Source organism: Aeribacillus sp. FSL k6-2211, from assembly GCF_037966125.1.
In the GTDB taxonomy this organism is placed as follows: Bacteria; Bacillota; Bacilli; order Bacillales; family Aeribacillaceae; genus Aeribacillus; species Aeribacillus composti.
Map to the genome: position 1 here is coordinate 177,310 of NZ_CP150190.1, position 26,473 is coordinate 203,782.

The 26,473-nt window shown below is 43.3% G+C and carries 16 protein-coding genes, 11 tRNA genes and 3 rRNA genes; 27 read left to right on the top strand and 3 right to left on the bottom strand.

The window, feature by feature from the left end; genetic code table 11:
• Positions 1-462: 462 nt before the first annotated feature.
• The 5 genes from NSU19_RS00990 (at position 463) to NSU19_RS01010 (ending at position 7,787) form a co-directional block, all read left to right on the top strand.
• Complete coding sequence (locus NSU19_RS00990; RefSeq protein ID WP_339198314.1) at positions 463-2,553, top strand: Ig-like domain-containing protein; 2,091 nt, start codon at positions 463-465, stop codon at positions 2,551-2,553.
• Between the two features lie 123 nt (positions 2,554-2,676).
• The gene (locus NSU19_RS00995; RefSeq protein WP_044899596.1) at positions 2,677-4,344 is read left to right on the top strand and encodes an IS1634 family transposase; all 1,668 of its coding nucleotides are present in this window, start codon (positions 2,677-2,679) and stop codon (positions 4,342-4,344) included.
• A 103-nt stretch (positions 4,345-4,447) separates the two neighbouring features.
• The gene (locus NSU19_RS01000; protein WP_339198317.1) at positions 4,448-5,467 is read left to right on the top strand and encodes an Ig-like domain-containing protein; all 1,020 of its coding nucleotides are present in this window, start codon (positions 4,448-4,450) and stop codon (positions 5,465-5,467) included.
• Positions 5,468-5,930: 463 nt separating this feature from the next.
• Positions 5,931-6,644 carry an N-acetylmuramoyl-L-alanine amidase CwlD gene (gene cwlD, locus NSU19_RS01005; protein ID WP_063387195.1) on the top strand — a complete coding sequence of 238 codons (714 nt, stop codon included), beginning with the start codon at positions 5,931-5,933 and terminating at the stop codon, positions 6,642-6,644.
• Between the two features lie 99 nt (positions 6,645-6,743).
• Positions 6,744-7,787 (top strand): Mrp/NBP35 family ATP-binding protein, encoded by a 1,044-nt coding sequence (locus NSU19_RS01010; RefSeq protein WP_063387196.1) that lies wholly within the window; start codon positions 6,744-6,746, stop codon positions 7,785-7,787.
• Between the two features lie 17 nt (positions 7,788-7,804).
• On the opposite strand, the gene gerD is transcribed toward NSU19_RS01010, so the two are convergent.
• Positions 7,805-8,407 (bottom strand): spore germination lipoprotein GerD, encoded by a 603-nt coding sequence (gene gerD / locus NSU19_RS01015; RefSeq protein WP_327857015.1) that lies wholly within the window; start codon positions 8,405-8,407, stop codon positions 7,805-7,807.
• Positions 8,408-8,555: 148 nt separating this feature from the next.
• On the opposite strand from gerD, the gene NSU19_RS01020 reads away from it, so the two are divergent.
• Positions 8,556-9,173, top strand: coding sequence for a KinB-signaling pathway activation protein (locus NSU19_RS01020; protein ID WP_063387198.1), 618 nt, complete (start codon positions 8,556-8,558; stop codon positions 9,171-9,173).
• Positions 9,174-9,260: 87 nt separating this feature from the next.
• Here NSU19_RS01020 and pdaB read toward each other — a convergent pair whose 3' ends face one another.
• On the bottom strand, positions 9,261-10,031 hold the full coding sequence (gene pdaB, locus NSU19_RS01025; RefSeq protein ID WP_063387199.1) for a polysaccharide deacetylase family sporulation protein PdaB: 771 nt from the start codon (positions 10,029-10,031) through the stop codon (positions 9,261-9,263).
• Positions 10,032-10,377: 346 nt separating this feature from the next.
• Here pdaB and NSU19_RS01030 point away from each other — a divergent pair.
• The 15 genes from NSU19_RS01030 to NSU19_RS01100 all read left to right on the top strand — a co-directional run bounded on the left by NSU19_RS01030 (position 10,378) and on the right by NSU19_RS01100 (position 17,750).
• Positions 10,378-11,931: ribosomal RNA gene (locus NSU19_RS01030) — 16S ribosomal RNA — on the top strand.
• Positions 11,932-12,067: 136 nt separating this feature from the next.
• Positions 12,068-12,144: transfer RNA gene (locus NSU19_RS01035), tRNA-Ile, on the top strand.
• Positions 12,145-12,160: 16 nt separating this feature from the next.
• A tRNA-Ala gene (locus NSU19_RS01040) sits at positions 12,161-12,236 on the top strand.
• Positions 12,237-12,411: 175 nt separating this feature from the next.
• Positions 12,412-15,345 (top strand): 23S ribosomal RNA (locus tag NSU19_RS01045).
• A 95-nt stretch (positions 15,346-15,440) separates the two neighbouring features.
• Positions 15,441-15,556, top strand: a 5S ribosomal RNA gene (rrf, locus tag NSU19_RS01050).
• Together the 16S, 23S and 5S rRNA genes with 11 tRNA genes alongside form the textbook arrangement of a ribosomal RNA operon.
• 125 nt (positions 15,557-15,681) lie before the next feature.
• Positions 15,682-15,756, top strand: a tRNA-Asn gene (locus NSU19_RS01055).
• A gap of 1 nt (position 15,757) precedes the next feature.
• Positions 15,758-15,830 (top strand) — tRNA-Thr (locus NSU19_RS01060).
• A gap of 88 nt (positions 15,831-15,918) precedes the next feature.
• Positions 15,919-15,993, top strand: a tRNA-Glu gene (locus NSU19_RS01065).
• Between the two features lies 1 nt (position 15,994).
• A tRNA-Val gene (locus NSU19_RS01070) sits at positions 15,995-16,070 on the top strand.
• Between the two features lie 95 nt (positions 16,071-16,165).
• Positions 16,166-16,238 (top strand) — tRNA-Thr (locus NSU19_RS01075).
• A gap of 12 nt (positions 16,239-16,250) precedes the next feature.
• Positions 16,251-16,335 (top strand) — tRNA-Tyr (locus tag NSU19_RS01080).
• 108 nt (positions 16,336-16,443) lie between these two features.
• Positions 16,444-16,518, top strand: a tRNA-Gln gene (locus NSU19_RS01085).
• 351 nt (positions 16,519-16,869) lie between these two features.
• Positions 16,870-16,945 (top strand) — tRNA-Lys (locus NSU19_RS01090).
• A gap of 5 nt (positions 16,946-16,950) precedes the next feature.
• Positions 16,951-17,022: transfer RNA gene (locus tag NSU19_RS01095), tRNA-Gly, on the top strand.
• A gap of 509 nt (positions 17,023-17,531) precedes the next feature.
• Complete coding sequence (locus NSU19_RS01100) at positions 17,532-17,750, top strand: 2-hydroxymuconate tautomerase family protein (protein ID WP_066251730.1); 219 nt, start codon at positions 17,532-17,534, stop codon at positions 17,748-17,750.
• A gap of 77 nt (positions 17,751-17,827) precedes the next feature.
• Here the strand turns inward: NSU19_RS01100 and NSU19_RS01105 are convergent, their stop codons facing one another.
• A complete protein-coding gene (locus tag NSU19_RS01105; RefSeq protein WP_339198323.1) occupies positions 17,828-18,613 on the bottom strand; it encodes a MerR family transcriptional regulator in 786 nt (261 codons plus the stop codon).
• Positions 18,614-18,917: 304 nt separating this feature from the next.
• Here NSU19_RS01105 and sigW point away from each other — a divergent pair, with 304 nt between their 5' ends.
• The 6 genes from sigW to ltrA all read left to right on the top strand — a co-directional run bounded on the left by sigW (position 18,918) and on the right by ltrA (position 25,689).
• The gene (sigW, locus tag NSU19_RS01110) at positions 18,918-19,481 is read left to right on the top strand and encodes an RNA polymerase sigma factor SigW (protein WP_063388712.1); all 564 of its coding nucleotides are present in this window, start codon (positions 18,918-18,920) and stop codon (positions 19,479-19,481) included.
• Positions 19,482-19,495: 14 nt separating this feature from the next.
• A complete protein-coding gene (locus NSU19_RS01115) occupies positions 19,496-20,098 on the top strand; it encodes an anti-sigma factor (RefSeq protein WP_311066747.1) in 603 nt (200 codons plus the stop codon).
• A gap of 156 nt (positions 20,099-20,254) precedes the next feature.
• Positions 20,255-21,073 (top strand): diadenylate cyclase CdaA, encoded by an 819-nt coding sequence (cdaA, locus tag NSU19_RS01120; RefSeq protein WP_063388714.1) that lies wholly within the window; start codon positions 20,255-20,257, stop codon positions 21,071-21,073.
• A complete protein-coding gene (locus NSU19_RS01125) occupies positions 21,066-22,424 on the top strand; it encodes a CdaR family protein (RefSeq protein ID WP_339198326.1) in 1,359 nt (452 codons plus the stop codon). The genes cdaA and NSU19_RS01125 overlap by 8 nt, the downstream gene beginning before the upstream one ends.
• A 29-nt stretch (positions 22,425-22,453) precedes the next feature.
• Positions 22,454-23,800, top strand: a complete 1,347-nt coding sequence (gene glmM / locus NSU19_RS01130) for a phosphoglucosamine mutase (protein ID WP_339198328.1) — start codon at positions 22,454-22,456, stop codon at positions 23,798-23,800.
• 629 nt (positions 23,801-24,429) lie between these two features.
• Positions 24,430-25,689, top strand: coding sequence for a group II intron reverse transcriptase/maturase (gene ltrA, locus NSU19_RS01135; protein ID WP_094245397.1), 1,260 nt, complete (start codon positions 24,430-24,432; stop codon positions 25,687-25,689).
• The last annotated feature ends 784 nt before the right edge of the window (positions 25,690-26,473 follow it).

Here is a 26,473-nt window from a genome sequence, read left to right on the forward strand (position 1 = left end):
CAGTGCTGCTTATTTTTTGCAAGGAAGAATGAAGCAAAATGGTTTTTTATTTCCTATGTGAAATATTACTCGTAAGGACAATTTGGGCGACATCCATGCACTGTGGCTATGTTATAAAAACTTTTAAAAACAAAAATTGCGGTTTTCAAAATGTTCATCTCGATATGAACGTCTTTTCAACGATTCCAGATTTTCGCAGAGAGAAAAAGCTTTTATCATTTGCCGAGCAACCCCCCTATTGTGTAACGCAGGTGAGGAAATCGGCTTTTATTTTTTATTTGTCTTTTTTTTGCTGAGCTTTGACACGTTTCTTTTCTCTTTACCACAAAGATTTTATTAGCACTTTTCATTTAGGCGAATAGGCTTAAAACTTTTGTGACTGTTCAAAAAATTTTAGTGCCTTATACAAAATCATCCATTATAATATTTCTATCAATTTTTTATAAATAAAGAGGTGGAGAAATGGGTTGGTTGAAAAAGTCGTTATGCCTTGTTCTTATTTTTTTATTATTGGTGCCAGCTAGCGGTTTTGCACAGGAAAGAAGTGATAGCAGAAAGGAAATAATTTCGACATTCCAGCAAAGTTCAGGACCAAAGAAACAACACAAAGAGGAAAAAACACAATCTACAAATCCGGCGGATTATCCATTAATTCAGGAGGGAGAAATTGTTGGCTGGCTGTTGGACTCGAAAAATGTCTATCATGAAATTACATTTGAACGTATTTACGATATGAACGACTCGATGGACATTGAAATTCTGTATAATTCAGATAAAAATATAGAAAAAGACAGTTATATTGGAATAGAATTTTATAAAGATATTGGAGGAACATTGAAATTCCTTGGGTATGTCGAGTACGATACATATGGAGTATATGAGGCCTACCTCATTGCACAGCTTTTAAAGTCCATTTATAGCGATCAACCTTATATTTATTTAAGAATAGGTGTTTTTCCTGACAAAGAAAGTGAATATTATTCCGATGTAACAACATTTAAGGTGCGGAATCCTTTTTATTCAGAAACAGCACCCGAGGGAAATAAATACGTATTAATCAGCAACGAGTCCGTAGACGTGAATAATACTCAAGACACTGGAGCGTTCAAGATTAATAATGATCAATATACGATAAACAAAAAAATAGGATTGAATGCTTATAAACTGGATGTAATTAGACCGTTTGATACGGAGAAACATGAAGACAAGAAACTTCAACAAAAATCTCTCTCCAAAAAGTTTCTCAATAAAGTTGGCGATACTAAGACATTTTGGGTGCATGATTTTACGACCAATGAAGATAAACAAATTAGCGCCAAGCTGCTGTATTCAGGTACAAAAACGAACGTATGGGTTTATGATAATCAAATTACAGAAGCTGATGCGCAAAAATTAGGGCAAGAATTTGATCAAAAAATTTATCCGCTCATCACACAAAATTTTGCCAGCGAATCCGATGTGGACGGAAACGGGAAAATTCACATTCTTTGTTATGATATACAAGATGGTTTTGCAGGATTAGGGGGGTATATTGCTGGTTACTTTTATGGAGGAGATTTGCATGATATTCCATACTCCAACAAATCAGAGATTTTTTATATTGATACGTATCCTTTAATGGGAACAGGGACGGAAAAGGATGTAAGTGCTGCATACGAAACATTGGCACATGAATTTCAACATATGGTGAATTTTAACCAAAATGTATTTATAGAAAATGGCTCCCAAATGGATACATGGCTAGATGAAGCTTTGTCAATGGCAGCTGAACACATGTATACTGGAAAACCTTTAATGAATACCATTAATTACTACAATATTTCTACCTCCATTACAAATGGTCATTCATTATTGTATTGGGATGATAATGGCGACACTTTGTCTAACTATTCCTTGTCCTATCTTTTTGGACAATATGTCAGAATTCAAGCGAATCAAGGAAACAAGATTTTCAAAGAGATTTTAACAGATACTCATAATGATTATAAAGCAGTAGAGAATGTAGCGAAAAAATATATCGACCCTACCCTTACATTTGGAAAATTGATGACGAACTTCCGCGCCGCCCTTTTACTGAAGAAAGATACGGGAATATATGGTTTTAATGGTGAAGAGGGCTTTGATTCATTAATTCCAAAAATATTTTCGGGAGAATCCGCCAGCTTGCGGGGCGGCGGAGCCATAGTAAAACGGGCTGTTGGTAATGAAACTGTTCCTGCATCTAAAGGAGATGACATCACTTATACTTTTTTTGATGTAGAGGAAAATAAGCCTTCCACTCCTCCAAGCAAACCGATAGTAAACCCGGTAAGTGATCGGGATACATTTATAAATGGGCTGTCTGATCCAGGAACTACTGTTTATGTCCAGCTTGGTTCAAAGATATTGAACTCTGCAGCAGCTGACAATAATGGATCTTTTCGCATTTCCATCAGTAAACAAAAAGCTGGGACTGTATTAAGCGTATATGCCAGGGATCAGGCGGGAAATAAAAGCGAGTCGGTTCAACCCGAGTTCGACAGTTTTGAGGTCATTTTAGGCAAATGGAAATGACCAAAATGCTGTTATATCAAGGGTTTCGTAATGCGGATCCTAGGAAAAAACGCCGAATTTCATAGGCACACGATTTATTAATTTTTCCTTTTAAAAATAAATTTTATACGTTATAATATAGGCATGTACATACGACGAGTCACACGCAAAAACAAGGATGGAACAACCGTTGCTTATCTCCAGCTTGCTCACAATGAATGGGATCCAAAGGCCAAATATGCGAAAGCGAAGGTGATTTATTCATTCGGGCGCGAAGATGAAGTGGATCGCGCCGTCTTGGAACGTCTGGCCAAAAGCATTTCGCGATTCCTTTCTCCTGAGCAGGCTTGGGAAGTCGAAACGTTGACAGGAGAAGCTTCCGATGACTTTCAATTCCAGTCATGCAAACACCTCGGCGGCGTCTGGCTCTTGGATCAGCTCTGGAGACAACTGGGGTTGGGAGAGATTCTCCACTCCTTGTTTACCTCCCGACATCACCAGATTTCGCTGGAACGGCTGATTTTTGCCATGGTGGCGAATCGCGCCCTTCATCCGTCAAGCAAGTTGGCGATGGAGGAGTGGGTGGAGAAAGACGTGTATATCCCTCACCTTTCTCAAGCCGCCAGCCACCAGTTGTACCGGGCGATGGATGAACTGTTGGCCGTGCAGCCGGAATTGGAACGTCAAGTGTTCCATGCTGTGGCCGATTTATTGAATTTGGAAGTCGACTTGATTTACTTCGATACGACTTCGTCGTACTTCGAAGTGGATCCCTCTGAAACACCGGAAGGAGAATCGCTTCGAAAACAAGGATTCTCGAAAGACAAACGCCCAGACTTGGTTCAAATCGTCATTGGGCTGGCTGTCACCCGGGAAGGAATCCCGATTCGCGCTTGGGTATGGCCTGGCAATACGATGGACATGACGGTCATCAAACAGGTGAAACAAGACTTGATTGGCTGGAAGCTTGGACGTGTGATCAGCGTCATGGACCGCGGCTTTTCCTCTGAAGAGAATTTGCGAATCTTGCAACAGGCCGGCGGACACTACATTGTCGGCGAAAAAATGCGATCCGGCAAAGCCGCCGTCGAAGAGGCCTTAAGTCGTCGCGGACGTTATCATGAAGTGGACGAGAATTTGCACATCAAAGAAATCATCGTCGGCGACGGAGAAGCGCGTCAGCGCTATGTTCTCGTGTACAATCCCAGCGAAGCCGAACGCCAACGCAAGGAGCGAGAAAAGCTGCTTGAATCGCTGAAAGAGGAGTTAGAAGGGCTTCGCCAACTCCCAAACGAAGCCCATCATAAGGCGACCTGCCGGTTGCGTTCCCATTCGTCCTACGGAAAATACTTGCGCCAGTTGAAGGACGGAACCCTTCGCATCGACAAGCAAGCGGTTCGTGACGCGGAAAAGTACGACGGCAAATATCTCATCCGGACATCCGATGACACCTTGTCTGCCGAAGATGTCGCCATCGGGTATAAGCAGCTGGTGGATATTGAGCAGGCCTTCCGAACATTGAAGTCTACATTGGAATTGCGGCCTATGTATCATCGCTTGGAAGACCGCATTCGGGCGCATGTGCTGCTCAGTTGGCTTGCTCTCTTGTTAGTTCGGATCGTGGAGATTCGAACCTATGAATCGTGGCCGAACGTAAGGGACGAATGCGAACGTCTCATGCTTGGACATTTTTCTTCAAAAAACGGTGACCTTTATCAACGAACCGAACTGACGGCCAAACAGGCTCAATTCTTTGCGGCTCTAGGGCTGGAGCCTCCTCCGAAGATTCTAGGCATTCATCCTCGCACCTAGATACACGCCCAACGTATGCCCAAATGCCTCTCGTCCCTTTGGTATCAAGGGATGAGAGGCATTTTGTTTGCCTAGTGACTGTCGAACTCGGGTTCAAATAACGGTGGTTGATAAAACGCCGCCGACAGCACCTGCTGTCAATGAAGTGAAAGATTCAGATAAAGCAGTGACAGGAACGTCGGAGGCGGGTGCAACGATAACGGTAAAATTAGGAACAATAGAATTAGGAAAAGGAACGTCTAGATCAGACGGCAAGTTTTCTGTCCCATTACGGGCACCGCAAAAAGCTGGTACGATTTTGTCTGTAACAGCGACGGATAAAGCGGGGAATGTGAGTCCGGCTCGAAAAGTGACGGTATTGGATAAAACGCCTCCTAGCATTCCAAGCGTAAACCTGGTCAGCGATAAAGATAAAACGGTCAGAGGGACAGCGGAGGCAGGATCAAAAATAACAATAAAGGCCGGCAGCAAAGTATTGAGCACCGGCACGACAGATAAAAATGGGAAATTCACGATTTCGTTAAAAACAGCTCAAAAAGCTGGAACAGTTCTTTACGTAACAGCGACGGATAAAGCGGGGAATGTGAGCCCGGCGCGAAAAGTGACGGTAATTGATAAAACACCGCCGCGTACTCCGAGTGTAAATTCGGTCAGCAATAAAGATAAAACGGTCAGAGGGACAGCGGAGGCAGGATCAAAAATAACAATAAAGGCCGGCAGCAAAGTATTGAGCACCGGCACGACAGATAAAAATGGGAAATTCGCAATTTCGTTAAAAACGGCTCAAAAAGCTGGAACAGTTCTTTACGTAACAGCGACGGATAAAGCGGGGAATGTGAGTCCGGCTCGAAAAGTGACGGTACTCGATAAAATACCGCCGGGTGCTCCTAAAGTGAACAAAGTGACAAGAAAATCTTCCTCGGTGACAGGAAAAGCAGAGGCGTATTCAACGGTGTATGTCAAAGCAGGAAAGAAAGTTATCGGTTCGGGCAAAGCGAATAAAAACGGAAATTTCTCTGTTTCAATCAAAAAACAAAAAGCCGGAACAGTTCTCCTAGTGTATGCAAAAGATAAGGCTGGAAATGTAGGAAAAAGCACGAAAGTTACCGTCAAATATAAATAATAAAATTGACCGTGCCAGCCTGATCGGTCTCGTTATAACTGAAACGCAACATTCATCTTAGCTCCCATATTTGCGGGAGCTTTTTTTTATACTCTTAAAATGTTTCTTTTTGAAAAAAAGCGCTGTAAAAAAACTGAATCAGACATACAATTTTATTTTCAAGTGAAGCATTCCATTATCCCTAATTGCCCCCAATTTAAACTTCATATCTAGGACCGAACAGTGATAAGGCGATTTATCATTAAAGCACAAACAGCTGTATGGCAGAAAGTTGACGGCTTCTACAGCTATATTATCTGTTGGGGAGAATGACGAGTTTGAGCAGATTAGTTAAATTTTGAATGCGCCAATTTTCTGGTGGGAATCGGCTGGAAAAAAGAGATGTAAATTAAAATTGTATTAATCATAAATCATCGTGCTTTTCCATATATTGAATTGAAGGGACGAGCAGGAGGGATTCGGAATGAAAAAAAAGCTGAAATGGGCACTGTTTATTGCTGGGTTTCTAATTCTCGTATTTATCATTCAATATCAATTCTCCCTTTTCAATTCATGGAAATCATGGAATCTTCCGTTATCAGGAAAAATCATTTACTTAGACCCCGGTCACGGAGGTCCCGATGGAGGAGCAGTAGGAAAAAAACTACTGGAAAAAGATATAACTTTAAAAATTGCCAATATTGCTCGAGATTATTTACAAGAGCAGGGAGCGTTAGTGTTATTGACAAGAGAAAAAGATGAAGATTTGGCTTCGGACGATACACACGGATATAGCCGGAGAAAATCAGAAGATATTCGAAAGCGCGTTCGCCTAATTGATGAATCAGACGCCGATTTGTTTTTGAGCATCCATTTAAATGCTATTCCATCTCCAAAATGGAGGGGAGCGCAAACATTTTATGACGGAAAATATCAGGAGAATGAAGCTATTGCGAAATTTATCCAAGATGAATTAAGGAAAAATTTAAGAAATACAGATCGAAAAGCAAAGCCAATAAGCGGTGTCTATTTACTAAAGCATGCAAAAAAACCGGGTGCGCTTGTGGAGGTAGGATTTTTATCCAATCCTTCTGAGGAAGAGCTTCTTGCTTCTGAAGAATATCAGAAAAAAGTGGCAGCCGCCATTTACAACGGGGTTTTGCGTTATTTTTCCAATGAACAGCAAATACCGGAATAAATGGATTCTTCTCAGGCATCTATTTTCAATGGACTGTTGGAAATGTGTTATACTATATACTATTAAAAGTCTTATGGAAAAAAGGTGGTTGTGGATACGATGCGGGAAGAAGATGTAAGGTCCATTGTCGAACAGTTGGAAGATCCATTTTTACATAAATCTTTAAAAGAATTGAATGCGATTGAAGAAATAAAAATCAAGCCCGAAAAAAAACATATTAGTTTAAAAATAGCAATTGCCAAAACGGGAACAAGCGAGCAGTTAACACTCCAGCAGCAAATTGTTGCAAAGCTTAAACAAGCGGGTGCCGAGACTGTTGGGCTGCGTTTTTCGGAGCTTCCAAAGGAAATTGTCCAAAAGTATTATTCTGATAGTACAAGCCCTTCCATTTTATCGAATGAAAAAACAACCTTTATTGCAATAGCAAGCGGAAAAGGCGGGGTCGGCAAATCAACCGTATCTGTCAACTTGGCTGTGTCCCTTGCTCGTCTAGGAAAAAAAGTTGGTCTTATTGATGCAGATATTTACGGCTTTAGCGTTCCTGATATGATGGGGATCATGAACCGGCCGATCGTTCGCGGGGATAAAATTATTCCAGTTGAGCGGTTTGGTGTGCAAGTCATATCAATGGCTTTTTTTGTTGAAGATAATGCGCCTGTTGTTTGGAGAGGTCCGATGCTCGGAAAAATGCTGAATAACTTTTTCCAAGAAGTTGAATGGGGATCGTTGGACTACTTACTCCTTGATTTGCCTCCTGGTACAGGTGATGTTGCATTAGATGTGCATACATTGCTTCCAACTAGTAAAGAAATCATTGTAACTACGCCTCATCCAACAGCTGCATTTGTTGCTGCAAGGGCTGGTGCAATGGCCATTAAAACGGAGCACGAAATTTTAGGAGTTATTGAAAATATGTCCTATTTTGAAAGTAAATTAACAGGCCAAAAAGAGTATGTATTTGGGAAAGGCGGAGGTCAGAAGCTTGCAGAGGATTTGCAGGTCCCTCTATTAGGGCAAATTCCGCTTGAGCAGCCGGACTGGGATGAAGAGGACTTTGCTCCGTCTGTTTATAATGAAAACCATCCAATAGGGAAAATTTATTTAGATATAGCAAGAAAAGTGATTGAGATAACAGAAAAGTAAAGGAAGGGAGAGGAGGTCTATTGGCCTCCGCCCCCGCCTTCGTTTCCGGAGCTGCCCCCGCCTTGTTGTTTACTTTGAGCTTGCTGAGCAGCCTTCAATAGCGCTTCCTCAATTTTCGGTTGAAAGAGCGGACTTGATAGAACATCTGTAATTTGCTGCTGTAAATATTGGCGGTATTCTTTGCTTTTTAAAACCTTCAATAGTTCTTCTTCCATTTGAGGATTTTTCAGCACATCCATAAGCATTCCTTGATATTCCGGATCTTTCATTAAACGTTTGATCACTTTTTCATGTTCTGTTTGCAATGTTTTCGCAAATCCTTCCGCAAATTTTGTATCTTCAAATGTATTTTTCCAAAATTCCTTCCCTTTTTCTGATGTTAACGTTTTTTCAATCGTATTATTGACGGTTTTTTGATCTAAAATGAAGTTTCGTTGAACTTCTTCATCTTTCATAATTTCTTGAACGGCTTTTTTTCCTTCGTCAGATTTTAATATGTCTACAACCATTTTTTTTGTTTCATCATAATTCATTGGTTCACTTTGCTGCCGATCCGCACATCCTGCAACGATCATCCATATAAGCATCATGATGAGGAGCGAACAATTTCTACCTCTCATATTTCATTTAGCTCCTTTCAATAATAACTTCTACCATTATGTTGAGAAACCAACTGGTTTTTATGCGAAAAAAGTTTTGCCATATGGTAATATACAAGTTGGATTGATAAAATCATATGATATTTTACGAAATATGGAGGGGTTGGCAGTGAAAAGCCGAAATTGGGTACGATTTTTCCTTTCTACTCTCATTGTAGGTGGAGTTGCGACAAGTATTGTTGGTTTTATCTTAAGATGGAGCGAGTATGAAAAATTGTTTTTGTCTTTTAATATTGTTGAAATTGTTGCAGTATTGTTTTGGTTGATCGGAGTAGGTTTTATTTTCAGCATCATCAGCCAAATGGGCTTTTTCGCTTATTTGACTGTGCACAGGTTTGGCCTAGGCATTTTTCGCTCAGTTTCGTTATGGAACTCTGTTCAAATCTTGTTAATCATTTTTGTGTTGTTTGATTTAGTTTATTTTCGATATCAATTTTTTGCGCAAACTGGAGATTCCATTGTCCCGTATATTTTAGTAGCTGTTGTCATTTTGTTGTTTTCTGCTGTAATTGCTTATTTTAAGCAAAAACAGACGAATAAAGATGCGTTTGTCCCTGCATTGTTTTTTATGGTTGTTGTTTCAGTGATTGAGTGGATGCCGGCCCTTCGTGTCAATGATAGAGATTGGCTGTATTTAATGCTGTTTCCAATTTTAATTTGCAATGCTTACCAATTGTTGATTTTGCCGAAAATGACAAATGACTCGCCAAAAGCAAAAAAGAGCTGAAGGAGTTTTCCTTATAGCTCTTTAAAATGCTTATTGATTTCCAAAATATTGAAAACGATTGGTTTGAATTTACTTCCAAAGTTCTTTTCATTTGAATGATAGTTCTTTCGTTCTTGCATTGCTGTTTTCAATTAATTCTTGTACGGTTACATTTTTAAGGCCGTTTTGTTTCAAATGTTGAATAATCGCCGGCAACGCTTGGTTAGTTTGTTTAACTGAATCTGATGCGTGAAGCAGGATAATATCACCTGGTTTTAAGTGTTTCGTAACATTTTGGATAATCTTGTTGACTCCCGGGTTTTGCCAGTCATTTGAATTTACGCTGTAATGGACGACAGTTAATCCATATTGTTCAGCAATATTTAAAACGTTTTGATCGAATTGGCAGGTTGGGGGCCGCAGCAATTTTATATCCTTGATACCAAGCTTTTGAAATGTATGCTGGGCTAAAGATAAATCACGCTTAATTTCGTTAGTGTCCAACTCAGTATAGTTTTTATAAGCATATCCTTTGCTGCCGAGCTGATGACCGTCATCGATAATTCTTTTGACTACTTCAGGATGGCGTTCGGCCCATGAGGCGGATACAAAAAATGTTGCATTGGTTAGTCCATATTTTTTCAAAGTATTTAAAATTGGAATTGCTTTTTCATCTCCCCAGCTAATATCAAATGTCAAGGCAACTTTCTTACCGCTTCCGTCTCCTTTATAAATAGCTTTCGGCCCGTTCTTTGTAGTGAAAACCGGGATATTTGGTATTGTTTGAAAGTACATAAAGACAGCAGTAAAAAAAGCGATTATGATTAAAAAAAGTAATTGTTTGATTTTTTTAATATGGATGATGTAAAAACGGTTCATTGATGCTCCTCCTTGTCCTTATCTTGTAAAATTGTATGAATTGAACTTTTAATTATGAATAAGGATGGAGAATTAAAAATAATTTTAAAAAGGTGTTGACGAAATAGTTTAAAGTTGATATATTATTAATCGTCGCTGTTTGTTAAGTGTTTTAAAAAATGTATTGACAAACGTTTTGACGCCATGATATATTATGAAAGTCATTGTGAAAAAAATAAAAAACATTGACTGGACACAATTGTTTTGTTATAATGTTATTTCGTCGAAGTAGTTATATGATCCTTGAAAACTGAACAAAACGAAAAGCGTGCCTGTTGATTCTAAAAGAGCATTTGGTGACAAACTTTTTTTGGAGAGTTTGATCCTGGCTCAGGACGAACGCTGGCGGCGTGCCTAATACATGCAAGTCGAGCGGACCGAAGGGAGCTTGCTCCTTTAGGTTAGCGGCGGACGGGTGAGTAACACGTGGGCAACCTGCCCTGCAGACTGGGATAACTTCGGGAAACCGGAGCTAATACCGGATAACACCGAAAACCGCATGGTTTTCGGTTGAAAGGCGGCTTTTAGCTGTCACTGCAGGATGGGCCCGCGGCGCATTAGCTAGTTGGTGAGGTAACGGCTCACCAAGGCGACGATGCGTAGCCGACCTGAGAGGGTGACCGGCCACACTGGGACTGAGACACGGCCCAGACTCCTACGGGAGGCAGCAGTAGGGAATCTTCCGCAATGGACGAAAGTCTGACGGAGCAACGCCGCGTGAGCGAAGAAGGTCTTCGGATCGTAAAGCTCTGTTGTCAGGGAAGAACAAGTGCCGTTCGAACAGGGCGGTACCTTGACGGTACCTGACGAGGAAGCCACGGCTAACTACGTGCCAGCAGCCGCGGTAATACGTAGGTGGCAAGCGTTGTCCGGAATTATTGGGCGTAAAGCGCGCGCAGGCGGTTCCTTAAGTCTGATGTGAAATCTCGCGGCTCAACCGCGAGCGGCCATTGGAAACTGGGGAACTTGAGTGCAGGAGAGGGGAGCGGAATTCCACGTGTAGCGGTGAAATGCGTAGAGATGTGGAGGAACACCAGTGGCGAAGGCGGCTCTCTGGCCTGTAACTGACGCTGAGGCGCGAAAGCGTGGGGAGCGAACAGGATTAGATACCCTGGTAGTCCACGCCGTAAACGATGAGTGCTAAGTGTTAGAGGGTATCCACCCTTTAGTGCTGCAGCAAACGCATTAAGCACTCCGCCTGGGGAGTACGGCCGCAAGGCTGAAACTCAAAGGAATTGACGGGGACCCGCACAAGCGGTGGAGCATGTGGTTTAATTCGAAGCAACGCGAAGAACCTTACCAGGTCTTGACATCCCCTGACAACCCTAGAGATAGGGCGTTCCCCTTTCGGGGACAGGGTGACAGGTGGTGCATGGTTGTCGTCAGCTCGTGTCGTGAGATGTTGGGTTAAGTCCCGCAACGAGCGCAACCCTTGACCTTAGTTGCCAGCATTCAGTTGGGCACTCTAAGGTGACTGCCGGCTAAAAGTCGGAGGAAGGTGGGGATGACGTCAAATCATCATGCCCCTTATGACCTGGGCTACACACGTGCTACAATGGGTGGTACAAAGGGCAGCGAAACCGCGAGGTGGAGCGAATCCCAAAAAACCACTCTCAGTTCGGATTGCAGGCTGCAACTCGCCTGCATGAAGCCGGAATCGCTAGTAATCGCGGATCAGCATGCCGCGGTGAATACGTTCCCGGGTCTTGTACACACCGCCCGTCACACCACGAGAGTTTGTAACACCCGAAGTCGGTGGGGTAACCCTTACGGGAGCCAGCCGCCGAAGGTGGGACAAATGATTGGGGTGAAGTCGTAACAAGGTAGCCGTATCGGAAGGTGCGGCTGGATCACCTCCTTTCTAAGGATATATACATTGAAAAAGGTACGCTTTTCCGTTTTGTTTAGTTTTGAAGGATCACATCCTTCCCCGTTTGCTGGTGAATTCGCAAAGTCGATTTCCCAGCGAATAGAAGCTGAATAAAAAAATACAGGATGGGCCTGTAGCTCAGCCGGTTAGAGCGCACGCCTGATAAGCGTGAGGTCGGTGGTTCAAGTCCACTCAGGCCCACCATAAATAAGACCATCCTGGGGCCTTAGCTCAGCTGGGAGAGCGCCTGCTTTGCACGCAGGAGGTCAGCGGTTCGATCCCGCTAGGCTCCACCATAAGTTTGATGAATATTGGAAGCATTGCTCCTATGCGAGAGCCCATTCGAAGGATCGGATGTTCGGCTAAAAGCAATTCAAGCAGCAAGGGAGCTCATTGAGAAAAAGCATTGTTCTTTGAAAACTGGATAACGGAAAGACATTCACGAATAGATCGCTCATGTTAGGAAGAAACGGTTAAGTTAGAAAGGGCGCACGGTGGATGCCTTGGCACTAGGAGCCGATGAAGGACGGGACAAACACCGAAATGCTTCGGGGAGCTGTAAGTAAGCGTCGATCCGGAGATGTCCGAATGGGGGAACCCACTGTCCGTAATGGGGCAGTATCCATACCTGAATCCATAGGGTATGGAGGGCAACCCGGGGAACTGAAACATCTAAGTACCCGGAGGAAGAGAAAGCAACAGCGATTCCCTGAGTAGCGGCGAGCGAAACGGGAACAGCCCAAACCAAGAGGCGTGCCTCTTGGGGTTGTAGGACACTCGATTAAGGAGTGACAAAGGAACGGGGTAGACGAAGAGGTCTGGAAAGGCCCGTCAGAGAAGGTAACAACCCTGTAGTCGAAACTCCGTTCCCTCCCGAGTGGATCCTGAGTACGGCGGGACACGTGAAATCCCGTCGGAAGCAGGGAGGACCATCTCCCAAGGCTAAATACTCCCTAGTGACCGATAGTGAACCAGTACCGTGAGGGAAAGGTGAAAAGCACCCCGGGAGGGGAGTGAAAGAGAACCTGAAACCGTGTGCCTACAAGTAGTCAGAGCCCATTAACGGGTGATGGCGTGCCTTTTGTAGAATGAACCGGCGAGTTGCGATTTCGTGCAAGGTTAAGCCGAAAGGCGGAGCCGCAGCGAAAGCGAGTCTGAAGAGGGCGAAATAGTACGAGGTCGCAGACCCGAAACCAGGTGATCTACCCATGTCCAGGGTGAAGGCAAGGTAACACTTGCTGGAGGCCCGAACCCACGCACGTTGAAAAGTGCGGGGATGAGGTGTGGGTAGGGGTGAAATGCCAATCGAACTTGGAGATAGCTGGTTCTCTCCGAAATAGCTTTAGGGCTAGCCTCAAGGGAAGAGTCTTGGAGGTAGAGCACTGATTGGACGAGGGGCCCCCATCGGGTTACCGAATTCAGTCAAACTCCGAATGCCAATGACTTATCCTTGGGAGTCAGACTGCGAGTGATAAGATCCGTGGTCAAAAGGGAAACAGCCCAGACCGCCAGCTAAGGTCCCAAAGTATACGTTAAGTGGAAAAGGATGTGGAGCTGCTTAGACAACCAGGATGTTGGCTTAGAAGCAGCCACCATTTAAAGAGTGCGTAATAGCTCACTGGTCGAGTGGCTCTGCGCCGAAAATGTACCGGGGCTAAACGTATCACCGAAGCTGCGGGTTGACACCGTTGGTGTCAGCGGTAGGAGAGCGTTCTAAGGGCATCGAAGCCGGACCGGAAGGACCGGTGGAGCGCTTAGAAGTGAGAATGCCGGTATGAGTAGCGAAAGAGGGGTGAGAATCCCCTCCGCCGAAAGCCTAAGGTTTCCTGAGGAAGGCTCGTCCGCTCAGGGTTAGTCGGGACCTAAGCCGAGGCCGAAAGGCGTAGGTGATGGACAACAGGTTGATATTCCTGTACCACCTCCTCACCGTTTGAGCAATGGGGGGACGCAGGAGGATAGGGTAAGCGCGCGGCTGGATGTGCGCGTCCAAGCAGTTAGGGCTGGCAAGCAGGCAAATCCGCTTGCCGTGTGCTTGAGCTGTGATGGCGAGGGAAAGGAAGTACCGAAGTTCCCGATTCCACACTGCCAAGAAAAGCCTCTAGCGAGGTGAGAGGTGCCCGTACCGCAAACCGACACAGGTAGGCGAGGAGAGAATCCTAAGGTGAGCGAGAGAACTCTCGTTAAGGAACTCGGCAAAATGACCCCGTAACTTCGGGAGAAGGGGTGCTCATCAAGGTGATAAGCCATGATGAGCCGCAGTGAAAAGGCCCAGGCGACTGTTTAGCAAAAACACAGGTCTCTGCGAAACCGTAAGGTGAAGTATAGGGGCTGACGCCTGCCCGGTGCTGGAAGGTTAAGGGGAGCGCTTAAGCTGTAGCTGAAGGTGCGAACCGAAGCCCCAGTAAACGGCGGCCGTAACTATAACGGTCCTAAGGTAGCGAAATTCCTTGTCGGGTAAGTTCCGACCCGCACGAAAGGCGTAACGATCTGGGCACTGTCTCAACGAGAGACTCGGTGAAATTATAGTACCTGTGAAGATGCAGGTTACCCGCGACAGGACGGAAAGACCCCGTGGAGCTTTACTGCAGCCTGATATTGAATGTGGGTACAGCTTGTACAGGATAGGTAGGAGCCAGAGACGCGTGAGCGCCAGCTTGCGCTGAGGCGACGGTGGGATACTACCCTGGCTGTACTGACATTCTAACCCGCGCCCCTGATCGGGGCGGGAGACAGTGTCAGGTGGGCAGTTTGACTGGGGCGGTCGCCTCCTAAAAGGTAACGGAGGCGCCCAAAGGTTCCCTCAGAATGGTTGGAAATCATTCGGAGAGTGCAAAGGCAGAAGGGAGCTTGACTGCGAGACCTACAAGTCGAGCAGGGACGAAAGTCGGGCTTAGTGATCCGGTGGTTCCGCATGGAAGGGCCATCGCTCAACGGATAAAAGCTACCCCGGGGATAACAGGCTGATCTCCCCCAAGAGTCCACATCGACGGGGAGGTTTGGCACCTCGATGTCGGCTCATCGCATCCTGGGGCTGTAGTCGGTCCCAAGGGTTGGGCTGTTCGCCCATTAAAGCGGTACGCGAGCTGGGTTCAGAACGTCGTGAGACAGTTCGGTCCCTATCCGTCGCGGGCGCAGGAAATTTGAGAGGAGCTGTCCTTAGTACGAGAGGACCGGGATGGACGCACCGCTGGTGTACCAGTTGTCCCGCCAGGGGCACCGCTGGGTAGCTATGTGCGGAAGGGATAAGCGCTGAAAGCATCTAAGCGTGAAGCCCCCCTCAAGATGAGATTTCCCATCGCTAAACGCGAGTAAGATCCCTTGAAGATGACGAGGTAGATAGGTCCGAGGTGGAAGCGTGGTGACACGTGGAGCTGACGGATACTAATCGATCGAGGACTTAACCAAGTAAGAGCATCTATTCGTGAAAGAAACGTTATCTAGTTTTGAAAGAATGACATTCCGATGTCATTTGACAACAGGAAGGAAAACAGAAAAGGCTGCTTGGTGGCAATGGCGAAGAGGTCACACCCGTTCCCATCCCGAACACGGAAGTTAAGCTCTTCAGCGCCGATGGTAGTGAGGGTTTGTCCCTTGTGAGAGTAGGACGCTGCCAGGCTGCCTTTAAATTCTTTTTGAAAGCTGGGCTTATTGTAGAGAACCATACAAGAGTACATTCTTTTGAAATCATTTTGATATACTGATTGAGCTGTATGTGAACCAAAATATGGTTTATTAAAATATTCCGCAGTAGCTCAGTGGTAGAGCATTCGGCTGTTAACCGAACGGTCGCAGGTTCGAATCCTGCCTGCGGAGCCATGCTTCCATAGCTCAGTTGGTAGAGCACTTCCATGGTAAGGAAGAGGTCACCGGTTCGAGCCCGGTTGGAAGCTTTTCAAAAGCAAATCTTTTCTTGATTTCTATCTATGCCATGTGCTAAAATGTCGAATGTCGGTTGTCATTAAGTTATGAAAATGAAATGGCCCGTTGGTCAAGTGGTTAAGACACCGCCCTTTCACGGCGGTAACACGGGTTCGAATCCCGTACGGGTCACCATGGAGGATTAGCTCAGCTGGGAGAGCACTTGCCTTACAAGCAAGGGGTCGGCGGTTCGATCCCGTCATCCTCCACCATGTACTAAACAAGCTTTTCTTAAGCAAGTTTAATGAGGCTGGCATAACAATTTAAACAAAGGTAAAAACTGAGTGTGATTTAAAGTATTTATTGCGCCGGTGTAGCTCAATTGGTAGAGCAACTGACTTGTAATCAGTAGGTTGGGGGTTCGATTCCTCTCGCCGGCATTTTTAATAATCGGAGGGGTAGCGAAGTGGCTAAACGCGGCGGACTGTAAATCCGCTCCCTTAGGGTTCGGCGGTTCGAATCCGTCCCCCTCCACCATGCCGAAGAATGTTATGAAACATTGAAATCACATTAAACAACAAATTGTTGTATAAAGTGATTTTTTTATTGGTACAATATAATTAGTCAAGAGATGAATGGTGATATTGGGCTATAGCCAAGCGGTAAGGCAACGGACTTTGACTCCGTGATGCGCTGGTTCGAATCCAGCTAGCCCAGCCATTTATTATAAAAAGACAGTTCATGTCTGTTCTTTTTTTTGTAAAAATATTAGATAGAAAGTAAGATTTAACTAGATTTTACAAAGGGCGAAGCCTCGTCGAATAGGCGACGAGTTGTCCCGACGCATCTAACATCCTCGAAAAATCAGGAAGAGGAAGGGACATCTGACAAATGAAAAATGGATTAGAAGAAAAAAATTTTATGAGCCATTAGCTCAGTCGGTAGAGCAACGAGCAAGGCTTCATCGAATAGGCGACGAGTTGTCCCGACGTATCTAACATCCTCGAAAAGACCGGAAAAGGAAGGGACATCTGACAAATTTTAAAATGGATTAGAAGAAAAAAATTTTATGAGCCATTAGCTCAGTCGGTAGAGCATCTGACTTTTAATCAGAGGGTCGGAGGTTCGAATCCTCCATGGCTCACCATTTGTGCGGAAGTAGTTCAGTGGTAGAACACCACCTTGCCAAGGTGGGGGTCGCGGGTTCGAGTCCCGTCTTCCGCTTTTAAATTCAATAGGGAAAATTTTATAAAATGAGATGAACTTAATTCCTGACAAGAAATTGTCAGGATTTTTTTATTTGAAATGTTACTAATTCTTCGATTATATCTAATCCTCGCTTTTGAATCTCAAAATAATGATATGTAGGAGCATTCTCCTTTTTAGTCCCATAACAGCCTTTTAAATTTGGATATACCATTGAAGGCGAATTGTATTTTTCCTTTTAGTATTGGTAATGCGGTTGTTCCGAAATGGAACCATGACCTAAATGATTTTTTGGTTGATTTTAAAAATTAGTCTCTTTTCCAGAAGATTGTTGCTGTAGAGGATGATTTGTGTAAAACATTTTGCATACAATGACTGCCCAGCAAAGGTTTTTACGGGTGTTGTGACGAAGTATATCGACAAACTTCTGTCTTGTTTCATTTTTTGAAATAGCACAGATCCGGATGAGGACGAATAAATTTCGACACCATTTATAAATTCAAACGGCTTAAAGGAGTTGTGATTCGATGCCTTTTATCAACGTAAAGCTGGCTAAAGGAAGAACCGCAGAACAGAAACAGCAGTTTACTGAGGCAATAACAAAAGCAGCAGCGCAAATACTAAACGTGAAAGAAGAATGGGTTACAGTAGTTTTCGATGAATATGAAAGAGATAATTGGGCTTCCGGTGGAACACTTCACTCGATAAAATTTGGGGAAGGTTTCGGGAAAATGGGAGCTGAATGAATATCCATCATCCTGTAATTCAAAGATAAAAAATGACCTCCCCAATTGGAAAAGGGGAGGTGAAGTTTTTTTATTTGCTAAAGTCGGTCAATATTTTCATCTTGGAGAAGCCCAGCTTTCATCGCATAATGTTCCATCACTTGTTGAAGCCACTCCTCTTCCTCCTGTGTAAATGGAGATGGCAATTTATTTTCAATAGTTTTAATTTCAGCTTCATCTAAATTCCCGATAGCACTAATTAATTCTTTTCCGATAAATTCTAATATTGTTTTCATATATTTTTCGACTAACGCTTCTACCTCAGGATCATCGACAGGTCTTCCTGCCAATCTTTTTGTTTCTTGGGATAATTGGATGTATTCTTTGTCAAGGGAGATCATTACCTCTTCAGGCTGATCAAAAAGCTTTTCAGCTACTTCTTTTGACGTATAATGTTCTAACCATTTGCGCTGTTCTTTTTCTGTTTGTATGCTCTGAATAAGACTCATTAAAACATTGCTATCCACTTCTTTTTCTTCTTCTAAAATCGTGAGAATTCGTTTAATGGCTTTGAGCACTTCTTCAATATGTTCCTTTCGTTCTTCAAGCGCTTCTTTTTGGAACTGTAAAGTTTCCTTTAAGTTTAAATCGAAGTTGGTTTCATTCATTAACTCTTTGATTTGTTCTAAACTGTATCCTAAAAATTTAAGACTGACTATTTTTTGAAGTGTCAATACATCATGAGCAGAGTATAATCGGTGTCCAGAACGAGGATTTTTTTTCGGTTTGAGCAGTCCAATTTGATCATAATAATGCAATGTTCGGATTGTTGTTCCCGTCTTTTTAGAAAATTCGCCAATCGTAAAGTAAGACTCTTCCTTCACTTTAACATCGCCCCCAAAACACTTATCTTTATAAACCTATTGTGATCATAATACCTAACGCGGCGTGAGGTGCAACCCCTCTGAAAAAATTTGTAATGTCATTTTTCATTATGACAAGTTGGACGTTTCTTTATAAAAAGCCCAGAAATGGGAATAAGAAAGGTTTTTGCTACAAAAGGAAAAAATTTTTCTTGCAGATGAAAACATAAATTCCTAAAATTTGCTAGAATAGATTTATAAAAAAATGAAACCTTTGGGGAACGAATTCGTATCATGATGTACCCGCAACTGCGGAGGTAGAAAAATGGAAGAATTTATAAATAAAAAGATCAAACAAATTAAAAAAGGCGACCAAAATGCATTTGCAGAAGTTGTTGAATTATATAAAGATAAAATTTTTCAACTTTGTTATCGAATGCTGGGAAACGTCCATGAAGCTGAGGACATAGCACAGGAAGCATTTATAAGAGTGTATATGAACATCCATTCATTTGATATGAACAAAAAATTTTCTACATGGATTTATCGGATTGCAACCAATTTATCGATTGATCGTATTCGGAAAAAGAAGCCGGACTATTATTTAGATGCAGAAGTTGCGGGGACTGATGGCTTAACAATGTACTCCCAAGTATCATCTGATATTGCAATGCCTGAAAAAGAAGTTGAAGCAATTGAACTGCAAGAAACGATTCAAAAAGAAATTTTAAAACTGCCGGATAAATATCGATCAGTCATCGTATTGAGATATATTGAGGAGCTATCCTTGCAAGAAATCGCAGAGATATTGGAACTTCCAGTCGGAACAGTTAAAACAAGAATACACCGGGGACGGGAGGCTTTACGCAAACAATTAAGGCATTTGTGATTGGGGTGAGTAAGATGAAATGTCCTAAGCATGTAGAGGAGATGATCCATAAGTATTTGGACGGGGATTTGCATGAGGATGAAGGCCGTGAGTTAAAAAAACACTTGCAATCTTGTGAGGATTGCAAGGCACATTATCAAGAATTGGAAAAAGCTGTAGCGTTTGTCAAGAGTATCTCACATGTTGAAGCACCGACAGATTTTACGCAAAAGGTGTTAGAAAAACTGCCGAAAGAAAAGCGTACGGTCTCAACTAGACGCTGGTTCCGAAATCATCCTTTCTTTTCAGCCGCTGCACTATTTGTTATTCTAATGACTGGAAGTTTATTTGCTTCTTATGAAGAAAGCCAATTCAGCGTAACAAAGTATGATAATTTGGTTGTTGACAACCGTACTGTTATTGTGCCTGAAGGAGAAACGGTGAAAGGTGATATTACTGTTAAAAACGGTGATATTAAAATAGAAGGAAAAGTTGAAGGAAATGTAACGGTGATTAACGGAGACCAATATTTGGCTTCTGCCGGTCAAGTTACCGGAGAGGTTGAGGAAATAAACGAATTGTTTGAGTGGCTGTGGTATGAAGTAAAATCGACTCTGTCAGAGGTTTTTAAACAATAGGCCATCTTTAGTAGGATGGTCTATTTTTATGTTTAAGTGCATTTAGGAAAAGTTATGATATAATAAAGTGGAATTTTGATTAGAGAGATTTTCAAACCTAGAAGTTTGATTAGAATAGATCAATCGCGATTTGATGAACTATTGGAGGAAAACAATATGACCTTAGGGGATTTTTCTCTTTTGCATTACCTCATAGATGTCATTGATATTCTCCTCGTTTGGTTCGTTATCTATAAATTGATTATGGTGATTCGTGGAACGAAAGCTGTTCAGCTTTTAAAAGGAATTATCGTAATCATTATCGTTAGAGTGTTAAGCCAATATTTAGGCTTGAATACTTTGCAATGGTTAATGGACCAAGTGTTGATTTGGGGTTTTTTGGCTATCATCATTATTTTCCAGCCGGAGTTTCGCAGAGCCCTTGAGCAATTAGGAAGGGGACGTCTATTTGCAAGGGCAGCTAGCCAGGAAGATGATGGGCAAACAAACATGACCGAAGCAATAGCAAAAGCTGTTGAGTATATGGCGAAAAGGAGAATCGGTGCTCTCATTTCGATTGAACGAAAAATAGGAATGGAGGATTATGTTGAGACCGGTATACCACTAAATGCCCATATTTCTGCTGAACTATTAATTAATATTTTTATCCCCAATACCCCTTTACATGATGGTGCAGTTATTATACAAAAAGATCAAGTGTCCGCTGCTGCCTGTTATTTGCCGCTTTCCGAAAGCCCGTTTATATCGAAGGAGCTGGGCACACGCCATCGCGCTGCAGTGGGAATTAGTGAAGTAACCGATAGTATAACTATCATTGTTTCTGAAGAAACAGGCGGTATATCGATTGCCAAGGATGGTGAGCTGCATAGACATTTAACTCCAGAAACGTTAAAGGAGATGCTCTTGGCTGAGTTTAACCGTACGAAAGCTGCTTCCTCTAGCCGCTGGCAATGGAGGGTGAAAAAGAATGGATAAATTAATGAATAGCAACTGGTTTATGCGCATCATTGCATTGTTGCTAGCGCTCATGCTATATGCTTCAGTGAATATAGAATCGCCTGCTTCGAATAATGAAGAAAAATACAATATATTTCGGTCGCCATCCACAACCGAAACAGCTACAATTACAGATGTGCCCGTAAACGTATACTATGACGACCGTGCATTTGTTGTCACCGGTATTCCCCAAACCGTCACCGTTACGATTGAAGGGCCCAAAAGTATTGTCACTACGACAAAACAAGTCAAGGACTTTGAAATTTTTGCAGATTTAACGGATTTATCCGTTGGCACGCACAGTGTCCGTTTGAAACATAAAAACTTGTCTGACCAATTGGAGGTTGACATTGATCCGGCTGTCATTACAGTAGGTATTCATGAAAAGGTATCTGAAAATTTTCCGGTTGAAGTGGATGTTATTAATAAAAACAAAATGAAGGAAGGCTACATTGCGGAGCGTCCGATTGTTAAACCGGACAGTGTAAAAATTACAGGCGCAAAAGAGCATATTGATGCTGTAGCTGTTGTGAAAGCAACAGTAAGTTTGGAAGGTGCTGATGGAACAGTTGTACAGAAGTCAAAAGTGACAGTATACGATGCAAATGGGAACATCCTGCCTGTTACAATCGAACCGTTAGCGGTTACCGTAACAGTGCCGGTAGAAAGCCCAACGAAATCGAAATCTGTACCCTTAAAAATCAAAACAACAGGAAAGCTTTCTGATGGACTGAGCATATCATCGATTCAATCGATCCCTAGCCAAGTGACAATTTATGGTCCAAAGGATGTGCTAGAGCAAATAGAGTCTATTGATGATGTATCTGTCGACTTAAGCAAAATCAAAGAAAATGCGACAGTTGAAGCTGATGTTCCTGCTCCGGATGGAGTGACAAACGTTGTCCCGAATAAAGTTCAAATTAAAATAGATATTGAAAAACGAGAAGAAAAGACGTTTAAACAGGTGCCGATCAAAGTCATCGGTTTAGGAAACGATCAGGAAATTGAATTTATTGATCCGGACACAGGAAAGCTGGATGTTGTTGTGCGAGGAAAAGACAGTGTTTTGAAAAACGTAAAAGAATCTGATATCGAATTGTATGTGAATGTTGCGGGGTTAGATGAAGGAGAACATGAAGTAAATGTGGAGGCCAAAAACCGTTACAACCTCTCGACAGTTTTATCGAGTGAAAAAGTGAAGATTCGCTTATCCAATAAAGAAAACTCGTTGGAAGAAGCAGATAATGAAAGAAGAAATCAAATAGAAGAAAATAACGATTCAGTTGAACCATCTGAACAGAAAAAGTCTGCTGAAGAAGCTTCAAATTAAGTGATATTTTTTAAAAGGAGCGATGATTCATGGGAAAATATTTCGGTACAGACGGAGTAAGAGGAGTTGCCAACAGTGAACTCACTCCTGAATTAGCGTTTAAAATAGGACGCTTTGGCGGGTACGTGTTAACAAAAGATAAAAATAGACCAAAAGTGTTGATTGGCCGGGATACCCGCATTTCAGGTCATATGCTTGAGGGTGCTTTAGTTGCCGGGCTTCTTTCCATTGGCGCCGAGGTAATGAGGCTTGGAGTCATTAGCACACCAGGTGTTGCTTATTTGACAAAGGCATTAGGAGCCGAAGCAGGCATCATGATCTCCGCTTCGCATAATCCTGTTCAAGATAACGGAATAAAATTTTTTGGCCCTGATGGTTTTAAGCTTTCCGATGAACAAGAAGAAGAAATTGAAGCGCTGCTCGATCAAGAAGAAGATAACCTTCCTAGACCGACCGGCTCTGATCTGGGGCAAGTGAGTGATTATTTTGAAGGCGTACAAAAATACTTGCAATATTTAAAACAGACGGTTGACGAAGAGTTCACTGGTTTACATATCGCTTTGGACTGTGCGCACGGAGCCACATCATCACTAGCTACACATCTTTTTGCCGACTTGGATGCAGATGTTTCGACAATCGGTGCATCTCCAAATGGTCTGAATATTAACGATGGGGTTGGGTCTACTCATCCAGAAACGTTAGCGGAATTTGTGAAAGAAAAAGAAGCAGATATAGGTTTAGCGTTTGACGGTGATGGGGACCGTTTGATTGCCATTGATGAGAACGGAAAAATTGTTGATGGGGATCAAATTATGTTTATTTGCGCCAAATATTTAAAAGAGCAGGGAAAGCTGAACGGGGACACTGTTGTATCGACAGTTATGAGCAACCTAGGCTTTTATAAAGCTTTGGAGGCAAATGGACTAAAAAGCGTTCAAACCGCTGTCGGCGATCGCTATGTTGTCGAAGCGATGAAGAAAAACAACTACAATTTAGGTGGAGAGCAATCCGGACATATTATTTTTCTTGACTACAATACGACGGGCGACGGTCTTTTAACAGCGATTCAGCTTGTCAACATAATGAAGACAAAAGGCAAAAAGCTCTCTGAACTTGCGAGTGAAATGAAAAAATTCCCGCAGCTTTTGATCAATGTAAAGGTGCAGGACAAGCAGGCTGTCATGGAAAATGAAAAAGTAAAAGCTGTTATAGAAGAAGTAGAAAAAGAAATGAACGGAAATGGAAGAATTCTCGTACGTCCTTCCGGAACAGAACCGCTCGTTCGTGTAATGGCCGAAGCGCCGACGGAAGATGAATGCCAGAGGTACGTGAAAAAAATTGTGGAAGTTATCAAAGCGGAAATGGGCGTTGAATGATGAAGAGACGGGGCTGTCCGGTAAGTCTCTAAAATAAATAAGTGGAGAAAAACAATGCGTTTTTCTCCACTTGCTTGTGCGCCCGGCATGGGTGTAATCTATAGGGTGAAAGTCCCGAGCTGCGAAGGCAGAAGTAGCAGTTAGCTTAACGCAAGGGTGTCCGTGGTGACGCGGAATCTGAAGGAAGCGAGCGGCAAACTTCCGGTCTGAGGAACACGAACTTCATATGAGGCTAGGTATCACTGGGTGAGTTTGCAAGACAAAACAAAGCCCTTTCTGCCGAAGGTGATACAGAGTAAATGAAGCAGATGGATGGAAGGAAAGATTACACTCTTACCCGGGGAGGTCTGGCTGGCACGCCAAGTAACCTTGGTAACCTATCTAGTGATAGATAACTGAACAGTCAGAAGTCAGCAGAAGTCATAGTACTCTTTTCGAGCTCGAGACGAAAGAGGAAGGACTGAACAATTAAGGAGAACGAATCGCTAGGCGTTCATCTTCTGTGTGGAAGCAGACAATCCGATAGGACTTACTTGAAGGAGGAAGTGGTGAATCCCACGGGGGACTTCAAGAGGGTGGAGCAGAAGATGGCACAAATAGAAGAATTCGTTCACGTGGAGAGGATATCAATGTTGATGGAAATGATTTTGTCACGGGAAAATCTCCTGGCGGCACTGAAACGAGTCGAACAGAATAAAGGAGGTCACGGAGTAGATGGCATGTCCGTAAAAGACCTACGAAGACACCTCTACGAAAATTGGGACTCCATTCGACAGTCGTTGAGAGAAGGAACCTACAAGCCCTTACCCGTCCGTCGAGTCGAAATCCCGAAACCGAACGGTGGAGTAAGACTTCTAGGGATCCCTACCGTGACGGATCGTTTCATCCAACAAGCGATTGCCCAAGTGTTGACGAAAATCTTTGATCCGACCTTCTCGAACCATAGCTATGGTTTCCGACCAGGTAGAAGGGGACATGATGCGGTTAGGGAAGCAAAGGGTTATATCAAAGAAGGATATCGTTGGGTAGTCGATATAGACCTAGAGAAATTCTTTGACAAGGTGAATCACGACAAACTGATGGGGATCTTGGCGAAAACGATCAAAGATCGAATTCTACTGAAGGTAATTCGCCGGTATCTTCAATCAGGCGTGATGATCAATGGAGTGGTAATGGAAACGGACATGGGAACGCCTCAAGGCGGCCCGCTTAGTCCACTTTTATCAAACATCATGCTTCATGAATTGGATAAAGAGCTTGAGAAACGTGGACATAAGTTTGTTCGGTATGCGGATGACTGTAACATCTATGTGAAAACAAAGAAAGCAGGAATTCGTGTCATGAACTCCATTACGAACTTTATAGAGAAGGAGTTAAAGCTCAAGGTAAATAAAGAGAAATCGGCGGTAGACCGTCCTTGGAAACGGAAGTTTCTCGGTTTCAGCTTCACACTCAATAAGACTCCAAAGGTACGGATTGCGAACGAAAGTGTGAAACGTTTGAAGAACAAGATCCGTGAAATTACATCAAGGTCGAAACCGTATCCAATGGAGAAAAGGATTGAGAAACTGAATAAGTATTTAATGGGATGGTGCGGATATTTTGCCTTGGCAGAAACACCAAGTAAGTTCAAAGAATTTGATGAATGGATTAGACGAAGGCTTCGGATGTGTTTGTGGAAAGAATGGAAAACCCCGAAAACAAGAATTCGGAAACTCAGAGGATTAGAAGTTCCAAGCCATAAAGCATTCGAATGGGGCAATACACGCAAGAAATATTGGCGGATTGCCTGCAGTCCCATCCTACACAAAACCCTCGACAACTCCTATTGGAAGCGTCGAGGGTTAAGAAGTCTATTCGAAAGATATCAAGCACTACGTCATACTTAATTGAACCGCCGTATACCGAACGGTACGTACGGTGGTGTGAGAGGTCGGGGGTTAGTCACCCCCTCCTACTCGATGTGCGCCCGGCATGGGTGTAATCTATAGGGTGAAAGTCCCGAGCTGCGAAGGCAGAAGTAGCAGTTAGCTTAACGCAAGGGTGTCCGTGGTGACGCGGAATCTGAAGGAAGCGAGCGGCAAACTTTGGGTCTCTCGGAACACGAACTTCATATGAGGCTAGGTATCACTGGGTGAGTTTGCAAGACAAAACAAAGCCCTTTCTGCCGAAGGTGATACAGAGTAAATGAAGCAGATGGATGGAAGGAAAGATTACACTCTTACCCGGGGAGGTCTGGCTGGCACGCCAAGTAACCTTGGTAACCTATCTAGTGATAGATAGCTGAACAGTCAGAAGTCAGCAGAGGTCATAGTATTAGTTGGTCTAGAACAACTAAGAAGGACCGAACAATTAAGAGAGAATAGCCCTTGGCATTCAGTGAGTCATGATGAACACAGAAAACGTAGTACCTCACTTGAGGGAGGAAGCGGTGAATCCCGTGGGAGATCTCTTGGAGGGTGGAGTGACCACTGGCATAAAGAGAACAGCTATTCACGGAAGTTATAAAGACTTGCGTCAATTATCTTAATTGAACCGCCGTATACGGAACCGTACGTACGGTGGTGTGAGAGGACGGGAGTTAATCGCTCCCTCCTACTCGATGTGCGCCCGGCATGGGTGTAATCTATAGGGTGAAAGTCCCGAGCTGCGAAGGCAGAAGTAGCAGTTAGC

Coding starts and splice junctions, on each gene's coding strand:
- NSU19_RS00990 (WP_339198314.1), top strand. CDS start 463: ATGGGTTGGTTGAAAAAGTCGTTATGCCTTGTTCTTATTTTTTTATTA.
- NSU19_RS00995 (WP_044899596.1), top strand. CDS start 2,677: ATGTACATACGACGAGTCACACGCAAAAACAAGGATGGAACAACCGTT.
- cwlD (WP_063387195.1), top strand. CDS start 5,931: ATGAAAAAAAAGCTGAAATGGGCACTGTTTATTGCTGGGTTTCTAATT.
- NSU19_RS01010 (WP_063387196.1), top strand. CDS start 6,744: ATGCGGGAAGAAGATGTAAGGTCCATTGTCGAACAGTTGGAAGATCCA.
- gerD (WP_327857015.1), bottom strand. CDS start 8,407: ATGAGAGGTAGAAATTGTTCGCTCCTCATCATGATGCTTATATGGATG.
- pdaB (WP_063387199.1), bottom strand. CDS start 10,031: ATGAACCGTTTTTACATCATCCATATTAAAAAAATCAAACAATTACTT.
- NSU19_RS01100 (WP_066251730.1), top strand. CDS start 17,532: ATGCCTTTTATCAACGTAAAGCTGGCTAAAGGAAGAACCGCAGAACAG.
- sigW (WP_063388712.1), top strand. CDS start 18,918: ATGGAAGAATTTATAAATAAAAAGATCAAACAAATTAAAAAAGGCGAC.
- NSU19_RS01115 (WP_311066747.1), top strand. CDS start 19,496: ATGAAATGTCCTAAGCATGTAGAGGAGATGATCCATAAGTATTTGGAC.
- cdaA (WP_063388714.1), top strand. CDS start 20,255: ATGACCTTAGGGGATTTTTCTCTTTTGCATTACCTCATAGATGTCATT.
- NSU19_RS01125 (WP_339198326.1), top strand. CDS start 21,066: ATGGATAAATTAATGAATAGCAACTGGTTTATGCGCATCATTGCATTG.
- glmM (WP_339198328.1), top strand. CDS start 22,454: ATGGGAAAATATTTCGGTACAGACGGAGTAAGAGGAGTTGCCAACAGT.
- ltrA (WP_094245397.1), top strand. CDS start 24,430: ATGTTGATGGAAATGATTTTGTCACGGGAAAATCTCCTGGCGGCACTG.